At 42.1% G+C, this 14150-nt stretch carries 14 protein-coding genes and 1 tRNA gene; 9 read left to right on the forward strand and 6 right to left on the reverse strand.

What is annotated here, in order from left to right:
- The first annotated feature begins 73 nt into the window (after positions 1-73).
- From V6D41_RS13770 to rhaA, 5 genes are read left to right on the forward strand one after another with little or no spacing between them, the layout of a single operon-like run.
- A complete protein-coding gene (locus V6D41_RS13770) occupies positions 74-2143 on the forward strand; it encodes a bifunctional aldolase/short-chain dehydrogenase (protein ID WP_333518559.1) in 2070 nt (689 codons plus the stop codon).
- Between the two features lie 59 nt (positions 2144-2202).
- On the forward strand, positions 2203-2979 hold the full coding sequence (gene rhaR / locus V6D41_RS13775) for a rhamnose catabolism operon transcriptional regulator RhaR (protein ID WP_333518560.1): 777 nt from the start codon (positions 2203-2205) through the stop codon (positions 2977-2979).
- Positions 2980-2983: 4 nt separating this feature from the next.
- Complete coding sequence (gene rhaB, locus V6D41_RS13780) at positions 2984-4444, forward strand: rhamnulokinase (RefSeq protein WP_333518561.1); 1461 nt, start codon at positions 2984-2986, stop codon at positions 4442-4444.
- Between the two features lie 14 nt (positions 4445-4458).
- Positions 4459-4773 (forward strand): L-rhamnose mutarotase, encoded by a 315-nt coding sequence (rhaM, locus tag V6D41_RS13785; RefSeq protein WP_333518562.1) that lies wholly within the window; start codon positions 4459-4461, stop codon positions 4771-4773.
- A 22-nt stretch (positions 4774-4795) separates the two neighbouring features.
- Positions 4796-6070 (forward strand): L-rhamnose isomerase, encoded by a 1275-nt coding sequence (gene rhaA / locus V6D41_RS13790; RefSeq protein ID WP_333518563.1) that lies wholly within the window; start codon positions 4796-4798, stop codon positions 6068-6070.
- A gap of 40 nt (positions 6071-6110) precedes the next feature.
- Here the strand turns inward: rhaA and V6D41_RS13795 are convergent, their stop codons facing one another.
- Complete coding sequence (locus tag V6D41_RS13795) at positions 6111-7097, reverse strand: Gfo/Idh/MocA family protein (RefSeq protein ID WP_333518564.1); 987 nt, start codon at positions 7095-7097, stop codon at positions 6111-6113.
- A 180-nt stretch (positions 7098-7277) separates the two neighbouring features.
- Between V6D41_RS13795 and V6D41_RS13800 the strand changes: the two genes are divergently transcribed.
- The 3 genes from V6D41_RS13800 (at position 7278) to V6D41_RS13810 (ending at position 9546) form a co-directional block, all read left to right on the forward strand.
- The gene (locus V6D41_RS13800) at positions 7278-8444 is read left to right on the forward strand and encodes an AI-2E family transporter (RefSeq protein ID WP_333518565.1); all 1167 of its coding nucleotides are present in this window, start codon (positions 7278-7280) and stop codon (positions 8442-8444) included.
- 91 nt (positions 8445-8535) lie between these two features.
- The gene (locus V6D41_RS13805) at positions 8536-9366 is read left to right on the forward strand and encodes an undecaprenyl-diphosphate phosphatase (RefSeq protein WP_333518566.1); all 831 of its coding nucleotides are present in this window, start codon (positions 8536-8538) and stop codon (positions 9364-9366) included.
- A 107-nt stretch (positions 9367-9473) separates the two neighbouring features.
- A tRNA-Ala gene (locus V6D41_RS13810) sits at positions 9474-9546 on the forward strand.
- Between the two features lie 112 nt (positions 9547-9658).
- Here V6D41_RS13810 and V6D41_RS13815 read toward each other — a convergent pair.
- The 4 genes from V6D41_RS13815 to V6D41_RS13830 all read right to left on the reverse strand — a co-directional run bounded on the left by V6D41_RS13815 (position 9659) and on the right by V6D41_RS13830 (position 13189).
- Positions 9659-10885 carry a tyrosine-type recombinase/integrase gene (locus V6D41_RS13815; protein WP_333518567.1) on the reverse strand — a complete coding sequence of 409 codons (1227 nt, stop codon included), beginning with the start codon at positions 10883-10885 and terminating at the stop codon, positions 9659-9661.
- A gap of 17 nt (positions 10886-10902) precedes the next feature.
- Positions 10903-11409 (reverse strand): ImmA/IrrE family metallo-endopeptidase, encoded by a 507-nt coding sequence (locus tag V6D41_RS13820; protein WP_333518568.1) that lies wholly within the window; start codon positions 11407-11409, stop codon positions 10903-10905.
- Positions 11410-11481: 72 nt separating this feature from the next.
- Positions 11482-12507 (reverse strand): SHOCT domain-containing protein, encoded by a 1026-nt coding sequence (locus V6D41_RS13825; RefSeq protein WP_333518569.1) that lies wholly within the window; start codon positions 12505-12507, stop codon positions 11482-11484.
- Positions 12508-12808: 301 nt separating this feature from the next.
- Positions 12809-13189 (reverse strand): helix-turn-helix domain-containing protein, encoded by a 381-nt coding sequence (locus tag V6D41_RS13830; protein ID WP_333518570.1) that lies wholly within the window; start codon positions 13187-13189, stop codon positions 12809-12811.
- A gap of 153 nt (positions 13190-13342) precedes the next feature.
- Between V6D41_RS13830 and V6D41_RS13835 the strand changes: the two genes are divergently transcribed.
- A complete protein-coding gene (locus tag V6D41_RS13835; protein ID WP_024713922.1) occupies positions 13343-13561 on the forward strand; it encodes a helix-turn-helix transcriptional regulator in 219 nt (72 codons plus the stop codon).
- A 195-nt stretch (positions 13562-13756) separates the two neighbouring features.
- On the opposite strand, the gene V6D41_RS13840 is transcribed toward V6D41_RS13835, so the two are convergent.
- Entirely contained in the window at positions 13757-14140 is a 384-nt protein-coding gene (locus V6D41_RS13840) for a hypothetical protein (RefSeq protein WP_333518571.1), read from the reverse strand.
- Positions 14141-14150 lie beyond the last annotated feature (10 nt).

A 14150-nucleotide genomic window follows, 5' to 3' on the forward strand; every position in this document is an offset into this window, starting at 1 on the left:
TAATTCAAAAATAAACAAAGATCATATATAATGAAAACGGATACAAATAAAAGGGGACGGAGGAATATCAAATATGGTGAAACATGTATGGGATTCAGAACATGCTGCACAGCTGCCGAAAGGTGTAGAAGAATTGGTGTACAGGTCCAATCTAATCGGATCCGATCGCACTGTCTGCAACTGGGGCGGCGGAAATACGTCTATGAAAACAACGGAAAAGGATTTCAGAGGCCGTGAAACAGAAGTGATGTGGGTGAAAGGAAGCGGCTCGGATTTGGCCACAATGAAAGCGTATAACTTTACCGGTTTGAAATTAGATGACATCCGCCCGCTGATTGAAAGGGACCAAATGTCAGATGAAGAAATGGTAGACTACTTGTCTCACTGTATGATAGACAGCAAACATCCCCGCCCTTCAATTGAAACGCTGTTACACGCTTTTCTGCCATACACTCATGTTGACCATACCCACCCCGATGCGATTATCAGCATATGCTGCGCTGATAATGGAAAACAAATCGCTGAAGACATATACGGAAACCGGTTTGTATGGGTGCCCTACGTACGCCCCGGATTTACTTTATCTAAAATGATCGCTGAAGGCGTAGCGAACAATTCCAACGCTGAGCTTGTGTTAATGGAGAAACACGGCTTAGTCACTTGGGGAGAGACGTCTGAACAATGTTATGAAAAAACGATATCTATCATCCAAGAAGCCAAGCAGTACATTAATGGCTGTGTCAATCAACATGAGATATTCGGAGGCAAAAGATATCAGCCGCTGCCGGAAGATCAAAGAAAACAAATCTTGGCAGGCATCATGCCTGTAATCAGAGGCGCTGTAAGTGAAGAGAAGAAAATGATCCTTTCCTATGATGATCATGACGATATCTTAGAATTTGTAAACAGTGTTCAAGCGCCAGCGCTCTCGCAAATCGGTGCGGCATGCCCGGATCACCTTGTTCATACAAAGCGGGTTCCGTTGTACATTGAGTGGAATCCGGAAACTCAAGATGTGCATAAGCTGGCGGATCTGATCAAGTCAGGAGTCGAGCGTTTTTCATCAGATTATCAGGCTTACTTTACACGCCATCAGCAGGATGGAGATCAAATCTTCGAATCAGCCCCGCGGGTGATATTGATTCCTGGCATCGGAATGGTGAACACGGGAAAAAGTTATGCCATGTCTAAAGTGAGCGGCGCTTTATACCGAAGGGCTATCGCCGTTATGAAAGGATCAACAGCACTGGGACACTTTGTTTCTTTAAATGAAAGTGAATCCTACCATGTCGAATATTGGCCGCTCGAATTATATAAGCTCACGCTGGCTCCGCCGGAAGCAGAATTTTCCCGTAAAGTAGCGTTCGTAACAGGAGGAGCCGGCGGAATCGGAAGTGTAGCATGCCGCCGCTTTGCAGCTGAAGGAGGGCACGTGATTGCCGCTGACCTTAATATAGAAGGCGCGCAGAAAATTGCCGGGGAAATAAACGAGGCATACGGAGAAGGAAGGGCAATGGCTGTCAAAATGGACGTGACAAAGGAAGAGGAAGTACGGTCAGCCTTTGAACAAGCGGCTCTTGCTTACGGCGGAATTGATATCGTCGTCAATAATGCCGGGCTGGCCACATCAAGCCCATTTGACGAAACAAGTTTAAAAGAATGGAATCTTAATATGAATGTATTAGGAACAGGCTACTTCCTTGTGGCACGTGAAGCGTTTAAGCAAATGAAACAGCAAAACAGAGACGGAAGCATGGTGTTTGTCGGATCAAAAAATTCTGTTTATGCGGGCAAAAACGCCGCTGCCTATAGCTCGGTAAAAGCGCTTGAAACCCATTTGGCAAGGTGTATCGCAGCAGAAGGCGGAGAATATGGCATTCGGGTCAACTCCGTTTTGCCTGATGCGGTTCTTCAAGGATCGGCAATCTGGGGGTCAAGCTGGCGGGAGGAACGGGCCGCGGCGTATGGGATTGAACCAGAGCAGCTTGAGGAACATTATCGGAAACGCACAGCTCTGCTCGTCAATATTTACCCGCAGGACATTGCCGAAGCCATCGCATTCTTCGCTTCTTCTAAAGCCGAAAAAACCACGGGCTGCATGATCACGGTAGACGGCGGCGTCCCTGCTGCGTTCACGCGTTAGAAGTATGCTATCATAGAAAAACAATAAGACGGATTACGATATGAGGAAGGGCGTTACCAATGCTAGTAGCAGAACGGCAGCAAAAAATAGTGGAAATAGTGAATATGCGTTCAAGTATCCGCGTATCCGAATTAAGTGACATATTTTCTGTCACAGAAGAAACCATTCGGCGCGATCTTGAGAAGCTTGAGAAAGAACATAAACTGAGCCGGAGCCACGGAGGAGCGGTCAGTATTGAGCAGCAGAAATCAGAAGTTCATTTTTCTGAACGGGAAATCACAAATGTCATAGAAAAAAAAGCCATTGCTCACGAAGCGGTCAAATATGTAAACAGCGGAGACCGAATCATTCTTGATGCAAGCACTACCGCCTGGTACATGGCGAAAATACTCCCGGATATTGAGCTCACCGTCATTACAAACTCAATGAAGGCAGCCATTGAACTCAGCAATAAAGAAAACATCTCAGTCATTTCAACAGGAGGGATTTTGCTGGAAAAATCATTATCGTTTGCCGGGCCGTTGGCTGAGCGTTCGCTTGAGACCTATCATGTCAATAAAACCTTTCTGTCCTGTAAAGGCTTTGATATCAACAACGGGATGAGTGACTCAAACGAGTGGCAGGCGCTGCTCAAAAAACGGATGATCGAAAGGTCTGATCAGACCATTTTGATGGCCGATTCAAGCAAATGGGGGAACCGTGAGTTTTCACATATTGCCTCGCTGCAGGATATCAGCCGCCTTATTACTGATTCTGGACTTGATCCGGTATCGGTAAAAGCGCTTGAAGATAAAGAGGTGAAAGTAACAGCTGTTCCCCTTCCGAAGAGAGGGTGAAAGAATGATTTATACTGCCATTGATATAGGCGCGTCAAGCGGGAGGGTCATGGTAGGCGAGCTGAAGGAAGGAAAGCTTGAAGTACAAGAGATTCACAGATTCGCTAACGGCTTCATTCAAAGAGACGGACATTGCTTTTGGGATATTGACCGTTTGCTAAAACAAATCCTGCAAGGGCTGCAAAAGGTGAAAGAGCTAGGGTATGAACGATGCACCGTCGGAATTGACACATGGGCGGTTGATTATGTCTTACTGGACGAAAAAGGAAATCGTTTGCGGGAAGTGATGTCCTACCGGGATAGAAGGACAGATCACACGATAGGCAAACTGGAACAAACCCTGTCAAAAGACACAATCTATCGAAAAACAGGAATACAATTTCAGCCTTTTAACACGATTTATCAATTGTTTGAAGAAGACCGCGAGCTGATGAAAACGACAGACAAAATGATGCTGGTTCCCGATTATTTAGGCTATTGTCTAACCGGAAAAGCGGTGACAGAAATCACAAATGCGTCGACAACACAGCTTCTTAATGTTTCAACCGGAAAGCTTGACCTTGAATTGCTCAAAGCCGTGTCTGTTCACGAACATCAATTTGCGCCGCTGACTGAACCGGGGTGTGAGCTCGGGATGCTGAGAAATGATTGGTTCCCGGATTATGACCTGCCGGCTTGCAAGGTGATAACAGTCGCAACGCATGACACAGCCTCGGCCGTCATCGCGGCGCCAGGCGTAAGCGATAGCTGGGCGTATATCAGCAGCGGAACATGGTCGTTAATCGGGGTTGAAAACAAAACGCCGATATTAACTCAACAGGCTTTGAAAAACAACTATACAAATGAACGCGGCGCAAACAGCACCATTCGCTTTCTCAAAAACATTATCGGCATGTGGGTGATACAGGAAGTAAAACAGCAGTTACAAACGAATTACTCTTTTCAGCAGCTTGCAGAGGAAGCCCTAAAAACAGAACCATTCCAGCAGTTTATCAACTTAAATGATGAACGTTTCCTGAATCCAGACAGCATGATAGAGGAAATCCAACATTATTGCAGAGAAACCGGCCAAAAGATCCCCCGCACTGCAGGTGAACTTGCCTGCTGCATCTACACCAATTTAGCCATCATCTATGCCATAGCCATCAAAGAGCTGGAAACGATCACGGAAAAACCGATTCAGCAGCTCCATATCATCGGCGGCGGAGCCCGGAATGATTTCTTAAATCAATTAACGGCAAACATGAGCGGAAAAGCGGTATACGCAGGTCCCATAGAGGCAACCGCCATCGGAAATCTGCTGATGCAAATGATTGCTGCCAAAGAAGTCAAAGACATAACAGCAGCTCGGCAAGCTGTCAGAAATTCCTTTCCGATCAAAGTGTTTACACCTAAAGATATTGACAGAAGCGCGATCATTCAGTCATTTCAGCAAACTGTTTTGAAAGCGTTATCTAAAAGGTGAAGAGGTGATCAGGTTTGAAACGAAAAGCCAGTATCATGTTTGTCCGCCAAGACAAGTACGAGGAATACAAACAGCGGCATGATGACATTTGGCCAGAAATGGCAGAAGCACTCAAAGCTCACGGAGCGCACCATTATTCCATTTTTTTAGACGAGGAAACAGGCCGGTTATTTGCTTATTTAGAAATAGAAGATGAAGAAAAGTGGAGAAAGATGGCGGATACAGAAGTTTGCCGGAGATGGTGGAAATCGATGGCGCCATTCATGAAAACAAATCCAGATTTCAGTCCTGTTTCGATAGATCTTAAGGAAGTTTTTTATTTGGATTAAAAAACTAAAGGGAGAGAGCCGCATGACCATAAAAGCCAATTATAACAATGCAAAACAGGCATACGAAAAATGGGGAAGTGATGTTGAAGAGGCGCTTAGGCAATTAAAGCAAGTGCCCATTTCAATCCACTGCTGGCAGGGTGACGATATTGAAGGCTTTGAAGTAAATAAAGGCGAGCTATCAGGCGGAATTGACGTGACCGGCAATTATCCCGGAAAAGCACAAACCCCTGAAGAATTAAGAAAAGATTTGGAGAAGGCTCTTTCTCTCATTCCGGGAAAGCACCGCGTGAACCTGCATGCGATATACGCAGAAACAAACGGGGAAGCGGTAGAACGGGATGAATTGAAGCCGCATCATTTTGAAAACTGGGTGAAATGGGCGAAAGATCTCGGTCTCGGTTTAGATTTTAATCCGACCTTGTTTTCGCATGAGAAAGCGGCTGACGGACTCACCCTTTCACACCCCGACCCGAACGTCAGGGAATTTTGGATCAGGCATTGCATCGCGTGCCGCCGTATTGGGGAATCCTTCGGGAAAGAACTAGGAACACCTTGCTTGACGAATATTTGGATTCCTGACGGATATAAGGATATCCCGAGTGACAGGCTGACACCGCGTATAAGATTAAAAGAATCACTGGATCGGATCTTCGCAGTGGAGATCAGTGAACAACACAATCTTGATTCAGTCGAAAGCAAGCTGTTCGGACTTGGTTCCGAATCATATGTTGTCGGCTCTCATGAATTTTATTTGGCTTACGCTTTGACGAATCAAAAGCTGTGTTTGCTGGATACAGGCCATTATCACCCGACTGAAACGGTGTCAAACAAGATTTCGTCCATGCTGCTTTACACAGACAAACTCGCCTTGCACGTATCCCGGCCCGTTCGCTGGGATAGCGACCATGTTGTGATTTTAGATGATGAATTGAGGGAAATCGCGCTTGAAATTGTACGCAATCAGGCTCTCGAGAAGGTCGCTATCGGCCTGGACTTTTTCGATGCCAGCATTAACCGTGTTGCCGCCTGGACCATCGGAACGAGAAATATGATCAAAGCTTTATTGTATGCATTGCTTCTCCCGAACGACTATTTAAAACAATTACAGGAAGAGGGCCGATTTACAGAAAGACTGGCGCTGATGGAGGAATTTAAAACATATCCTTTCGGGGCCGTCTGGGATTCCTACTGTGAGCAAATGGGCGTGCCGGTAAAAGAGGAATGGCTCCATGACATAAAAAATTATGAACAACAGGTGCTTTTAAAAAGGAAGGCGTCTTCTCCGATTGTCTAATAAAAAATCCGCCGCGGCATTGGCACGCGGGCGGATTTTTTTACGCTTGATCAGCAGGGTATACAATCCCCATCTGCTTTCTTGCTTCTTCCATGATTTTGGCGGTGATCAAAGACCGTTCAAATGTATTGTCTTCAGATTCCGGCTTGTTCTCTTTTATGAGCGTGACAAATTCTTCTATTTCGTAGAACATCGCCGGTTTAGGATCATGAATCGAAATGTTTTCCAGACGGCCGTCTCGATAGCGGATTTCCACTCGTTCAGGCTGCTGAATTGTATCGATTACAATCGTCCCGTCTTCACCCTGAATTTCCGCCGGAGCATAGGAAGTAGAGATTTTAGAATGCATCAGAACGGCTTCGAACCCGTCGTATGATAGAATGACGGTCCCCTCTCCATCTACTCCGGAAGATAAAGCATATCCGTTCGCCTTCACGTCCTGCGGCTCGCCAAATAGCACGACAGCAGGATAAATACAATAAACGCCGATATCCATTAATGACCCGTTGGAAAGCTCAGGCTGAAATGCGTTCAAGACGGTTCCGTTTCTAAACGCGTCATACCGTGAGGAGTACTGGCAGTAGCTTGCGGTAAATCTGCGGACGGTTCCGATTTTATGTAAGTGTTTCTTCAGCTCTTTGAAGTTTGGCAGGAAAGTGGTCTTCAGCGCTTCCATGAGGACAACGCCGTTTTCCTGAGCCGCTGAAATCATCTGTTCCGTTTCTTTCGTATTTGAAGCAAACGGCTTCTCGCAAAGCACATGCTTGCCATGGTTCATAAAGAGAACGGCCTGCTCCTTGTGAAGAGCATTGGGACTGGCTATGTATACAGCATCAAAGCAATCACTTGCCGCCATTTCCTGAAGGTTTGAGAAGATGTGCTCAGCACCGTGTTTAGCGGCAAACTCGGCAGCGCGTTCAGCCGATCTCGAGTAAACAGCTGTCAGCTGAACATCTTTTATTTCCGCTGCTGACTCAAGAAAGCGGTCTGTAATCCAGTTGGTTCCTATTATGGCAAAACGTATCATTCTTATCGCTCCTTTTGCATGATATAGCTAAATTATAGCTCAAAAAGGAGAAAAGCACATGATAGAACAAACCACATGCTGAAAACAAGGAAGTTTTTCCAGCGATTAACGGTTTTTATTTTTCATTATAGGGACGATAGTGTACAATTTAATTAAACTATGTATGACGGAGGAACGATAGTGGAGATGTTGCAAACATGGAGCGGCAGATTTAAACAATTCTTCTTGGACAATAAGTTTGTTTTATTTTTGCTTGTGCTGCTGCTGATTGGTTTAAATATTCTCGTTTTTACAAAAACATCATTTATTTTCACCCCGATTATAGTTCTTCTCAAAACAATTTCACTGCCGATTATTTTAACAGGGATTGTTTTCTACTTGTTAAATCCAGTCGTCGATTTCCTTGAGAGAAGAAGAATTAGAAGGATGTATTCTATTTTGCTGCTATATCTATTGATTATCGGACTGATCACGATCACAATCGTGTCCATCATTCCCTTTTTAAAAGAACAAATTATGAGTTTGATTGACAACATCCCGAGATATGTGGATGTTGTTGAAAGTCAGACGAAACAGCTAATCGGCAGCAATTTCGTCAATCAGGCCCAGCAAACAATGAACATCAATATATCTGATCTTGCAACAAAGATTTCAGACCAGGCAGCTACGATTGTGAACAGTACTTTCACCGGCGTTGGGAATTTTATCGGCGCTCTGACTGATGTTATTATTTCGATCATCACCGTTCCGTTTATTCTTTTCTACTTATTAAAAGATGGAAAGAAATTGCCGGTCTATATACTGAAGTTTGTGCCGACACGATTAAAAGAACAGACATACACAGTCTTAAGCGAAATGAATCATCGGTTAAGCTCTTATATCAGAGGCCAGATCATTGTCAGTTTCTGTATCGGGTTTTTACTGTTTATCGGATATTTGATTATCGGGCTTGATTATGCTTCATTGCTTGCCTTCATTGCGGCCTGCACAAGCATTGTTCCATATTTGGGGCCGACGATTGCCATTACGCCAGCGATTATCATCGCCATAGTGACATCACCGCTCATGCTGCTTAAGTTGGTGATCGTATGGACCATTGTTCAGCTGATCGAAGGGAAGCTGATTTCCCCGCAAATTATGGGGAAAAACCTTCACATCCACCCCATTACAATTATTTTTCTGCTGTTAACAGCCGGTAAGCTGTTTGGTGTGGTTGGAATCATTCTCGCCATTCCGGGCTATGCAGTTGCTAAAGTCATTACAACACATTTATTTGACTGGTTTAAAATGCGGTCACATTTATACGACGAAGAAAAAAATGAAAACACGTCAGGGCATAAAGTGTGATTTTCGTTTATAGTTATATAAGACGGGCTTTCCATTTTTGGAAAGCTCCCGTTATGTAAAAAATAAATGTCTAATGGGGAGAATCAAAATCATGACTCTATGGGAATTGTTTGTAGCTGCCATCTTAGGGATCGTAGAAGGATTAACAGAGTACGCGCCGGTTTCTTCGACAGGACATATGATCATAGTAGACGATATCTGGCTTAAATCAAGCAATCTGATGTCAGAAGAAGCTGCCAACTCATTCAAAGTGGTGATTCAGCTTGGCTCTATTTTAGCAGTGGTTATCGTGTTTAAAGACCGGATTTTGAATTTGCTCGGCTTGAAAAAGAATATTACCAGCGACCAGAAGCAGGGACATAAATTAAGCATTGCGCAAATTGCAGTCGGACTTGTGCCTGCAGCTATTCTCGGCTTTTTGTTTGAGGATTACATTGATGAATATTTATTTTCCGTTCAAACTGTAGCCGTTGGGTTAATCGCCGGGGCAGTCCTGATGCTTTTTGCCGATTGGGTAAATAAACGAAAAGCGGCAACAGACACTCTCGACCGCATTTCCTATAAGCAGGCGATAGGGGTCGGCTTATTCCAATGCCTTGCCCTTTGGCCGGGTTTCTCGCGTTCGGGATCAACCATTTCCGGAGGCGTTATTCTTGGATTGAACCACCGCGCGGCAGCCGACTTTACGTTTATTATGGCGATGCCGATCATGATGGGAGCAAGCTTTTTAAGCCTTGTGAAGCACTGGGATAGCTTAAGCTCGGATCTGTTGCCGTTTTTCATCGTCGGCTTTATCTGCGCCTTTGTTGTCGCGCTGTTTGTCGTCCGATTCTTCTTAAAATTGATTAACAAAATCAAACTCGTCCCATTTGCAATCTATCGAATTATTCTCGGTGTGATTTTACTTTTGATCATGATGTAAGTCCATAAATAAGGCTCTTTCCGGAGCCTTATTTTTTCTGTCAATTGAAGAGGAAACAGCTTGTTTTTCAAAAAAAAATCCTCTATAATAAATATGACGTTACATGCGGGGCCATAGCTCAGCTGGGAGAGCGCTACGCTGGCAGTGTAGAGGTCAGGGGTTCGAGCCCCCTTGGCTCCATACCTTTGAACCCTTATTCTATAAGGGTTTTTTTGTTTGTCAGGAACAGAGCCAATTACCCAAAAAAGCAATTGGGGACAAATTGGGGACCAAAATTTTATTTTGGGGTCATTTAGTTGCTTTTCACCTTCAAATTAGGGTTAAATTGATCAAAATATTGAGCTGTCTCATTTTCAAGTTTTTCGGTAACATGGCCGTAAATATCAGATGTTATTCTTCTACTTGCGTGACCGGCACGTTTTTGAATTGCACTCATATTTTCACCGGCTTCTATAAGGAGAGCCACCATCGTATGCCGCAGGTCATGGAGCCTAATATCTTTTAGTCCATACTTCTTTTTTATTTTTGCCCACTTTGCAGTGGGGGTAGTGTAGTAATATGGCTTTCCTATTCCATTATGAAAGATGTATTGATTGTCCTCACCTTCCCAGGCATCACCGAGCATAAGTTTTTCCTTCTTCCACATGCGATAATAATTTGCTAAATCCTCCATATAGAAATCTGGCATTTTAACAAAACGTTTTGAGCTGCGAGATTTAGGTGCTTTTACAAGCGGCTGCCCGTTGACTGTTTTAGAGATTGAGCGATTTACATAGAAGCCGCCTCTGTTCCAATCCACATCCAAGTGCCATTGAAAGGCAAGTCCTTCACCACGCCGTAAACCGCCGATCATTGCACCCAAAAAGTACAAACGCCATTTTATATCAATTTCGTATAAAACCCGGATACATTCTTCTGCTTCATCAGTCTGAAAATATTGCATTTCTTTTGGTTCCACATGTGGCTGACTTAATCCCTCCATAGGATTGTCTTTAATGAGTTTCCATTCTTCTGTGGCTGTCTTGAAGATTGCCTGTAACGTTTGAAATACATCAAGAATTGTTCTATCACCAAGCCCGCCAGACTTTCCATCTTTTCGAGCCCCATCTTTAGATAAATCATCTATAAAATCAACAATGTGTAAGGTTTTTATTTTATCTATTTGTTTATGTCCAAATGCAGGGAGGATGTGGTTGTGTAAGTGAGTTGAGTATTTCTCGGATGCTTTATAAGAGTAAGGTTTTCCACTTTTATTAAAGAGTTTCTTTTCAACCCATTTCCCTGCAAATGATTCGAATGTAGCTTTTTCAGGAGCAATATACTCGCCGGCCTCTACTTCAATTCTGAAACGGTGCAGCTGATCCTCGAGGTACTCCTGTAATTTCCGTTTAGACTTTAATATTTTTGGATCTTCGATACGAATCGATTTCTTTCTTCTATCCCTTTTTCCGTTTGCGTCATAACCATTTTCGACAATTAACCTAAAAGATTTTTCACTGCGTCTTTCAATACTAGCCATGTGGCTACCTCCTTGTTCTAATAATTTAGTTGATAGAGCTTTTGATGCCAGAGAATAGAAAACTGTTTTCTTTTGTACATTTCAAGCCGTTTAGCTGCGAAAGGATATGTGACGTTAAAGGTATCCCCAATTAACTTTATAGCCTCCGATTGCATGCGCGGCAACGAAATCTTTTCGAGCATAAATGTCGGTATACAAAAGTGATACATGAAACTATTAGCTTGGTACTCTTGCAGTTGGCGGAACATACGATTCATATTGAATTGGTTTCCGCAATGTTTAATCACATGCCCGAGTTCATGAACAAAGTCCTCCCATTGCTGTTGACGAGAAGCCCTTGAATCCAAAACCATGCTATAAAGACCATTTATACAAAACATGCTGCTGCCTTTTCTTTCATAGTGAATCCAAATCTGAAAAGCAGCTGCAATCCGTTTCATGTCAATCTCTTCAGGAGTAAGCATATTTAATTTTGTATAAATCTTTTTTACTTCTTCTTCAAGATGCGATAACTGGATTACCATAATAAACACCTCTATAAAGGGAATGTATGTTCTGTTTTTGGTGTGAAAGAAAAGCCCATGGAAAAAGGGCCATTATAAATTAAGTAATTGTTTCTTCTTGATTTCATATTCTTCTTGAGTTATAGCATCCATGTCTAATAATTCTTTGTATTTTTTTAACTCATCAGCTACAGAGATACTTGGTGCAGGCGTAGGTGCCAGGGCTGCTGCAGATTGCGTTGGCGCAGACTGATGCTCCTCGATATACTTTTGAATTTCTAGAACCATTGGTAGCTCATCTGGCCCGAAGTTAAAAGTGTTGTCATCTTGTGTAGCTTCCCAAAGTCCCTTAGTCTCGTTAGCCGATGGAGTAAGGAACTGAAAATAACCTGAGGTGACTAGTCCGGGTTTTTTGATTTGAACGCCTGATAATTCATTTATTCGATAAGATTTTTCTCCACTAAAACCCCGAGTTACAGCGTTGATAACACCTTTACGAGTCATTCTTACGAAGTTACCGTCAAGAGTAATTGTGGTTTTGTTCGTTTTAAAATAATACTCTTTTTTATCAGCTTTGTTTTCCTGTCTAAGTTGAGGTTCGTTCATAGTTTTGTTTTCTGTCAAAACTGGTTCATTCGAAGTAGGTACCTCAGTTTTGATTTCTTCAGTTGCTTTTTCTTTTTGGGCGGTAAATCTCTCTTCATTGCCTTCAATTCTTGGTTTTAAGTATTTAACAAATGCTTCAGGGTCACCAAATGAGATATTGGCAACGGTGAAATCAACGTCTGAAGCTTTGCAGTCGATGCGGTATCCTGTAAGTGCTTTTTTAGTCGAATCAATCTCAAAAATTGAATCAAACGACCATTCTTTCAATATTGGTTCTTTCTTTTTTAAAAAGCCGAAATAAACCATATCTTCCGTGAGAATAAATAAACCAAATGGTTGTGAAGGAGTCTCGGGGTGTCTTAAGTGCCCAGTAGCAACTTCAATAATACTTTTGTTTTTTTCATCAAGCAGAGGTTTTACTGCCTCATAAGTTTTGACGAAATTTTTAGGAGCCTTCGATTGTTTCTTTAATAAACAATTATAAACCTCACCATTTTCAAATAAAAATGCCAACTGTAATTTCCCCTTTTTATAAAAAAATGTCATTGAAAAATTAAAAGAAGATACCCGTTTTTTTGGTACACCAATGGGATACGGTTGGGAAACCAGCGGCACACCATTGGGAGACGGGCATTTCTTCAAACCCTTGATACATAAGGGTTTGAACACTTGTAATTATTTACATTGGTACACGAATGAGATTACATTAGTTACCATTAGACTTTTTTGGGAAACTTCTATTAATAACTAAATAACTAAAGAATAACTAAATCAATATAGATTAATCATTGCAATACTTTTGTTTGAAGCAATATCAATCGTTCTCCGTATTCGGAGATTTACGACCTTTCGCTTTTTCTTTCTCCTTCAGATAGTTGATAAAATCAATTGCTTGTCTGCGAGCTTCTTCAGAAAAATCAGCAGCATCTCTAAAGGCAATTTGTAAATCGGGATCATTTAAAGCAGTATAAGGAGTTTTCTCCTCGCGTATAATCGGTTCAGATTCTTGATCTAACAAATAGTCAATTGTTACTTCAAAGAAATCGGCAATTTTTTTTAAGGTGTCATAATCGGGTTGCCGGTGTCCTCTTTCATAATTTGCATATGTACCTCTATGTACTCCGATTTTATTAGCCATTTCTTCTTGTGTTAGTTTTTTTGATTTTCTAAGGGTTATCAGTTTTTTATTAAACATGTGGACACACCTCTTCAAAAGCAATTATAACGTGTCAAAATGAAACATAGAAGTAATGTGTCAAAACGACGAAAAAAGTATTGACAATGCGTCTTATCGACGATATTATAATAAACAAGTGATTCGATATGACACACCAAGGAGTTGATAATATTGAGAAAATGGTTAATTAACCGACGGGGTAAGCAAAGCCAAGAATCTGTTGCTGACAAAGTACAGCTTTCCCGTGGGGCATATGCCAATATCGAATTAGGAAAGAGAAATCCTTCGGTGCAAGTTGCTAAAAGGATTGCAAATGAGTTGGGTTTCGAATGGACGCTTTTTTTTGAAGAAGAAGTCGTCGATACGAAACAAAAATCATATACAGCATAGGAGTGAGAAAATGAAACAAATTAACGAAAAAGCCACCGCAGTAACGGCGGCTAGTGATTCGGATAATGCATGTACTGATTGTGGTAGAGCATGGAGTGGGAAATTAAACTTTTGTGGAGTGTGCGGGAATCGACTAATTCCTTACTCACAGTTAAAACAATTTTTCCCTAACAGACGTTTTGTGAGAGTAAATTATTAAGATAATTCATCCAATTTTCGTCGGTTTCTCCAATCATCTTTTCGGGATATATCAAGTTCGGCAAAAAAAGAAGTAATATCTTGAAAAGTATTTTCAATTGTACCGCCTTTAGTGTCTAACTGAATTTGTTTAAGAGCGGTACTAAACAAATGTATTTTAGTTTGTCCATCCTCATCTTGAAATGAAAGATCGCCGGCAAGATGATAAACATTATTCTCATCAGGAATATAAATTCCAATCATTTGGGATGAAACATGAATGCTAAGAATTATTTTGTTTGGAAAATCAATTAACATGGTACCTGATTTTCCATTAGCGAATCTAAACCATTTACCTGAGATTGTCTCTACCAATGTACTTCCATCTTGAAAATCTGACATAGTCAACACC

Source organism: Bacillus sp. 0102A, from assembly GCF_036765155.1.
In the GTDB taxonomy this organism is placed as follows: Bacteria; Bacillota; Bacilli; order Bacillales; family Bacillaceae; genus Bacillus; species Bacillus subtilis_G.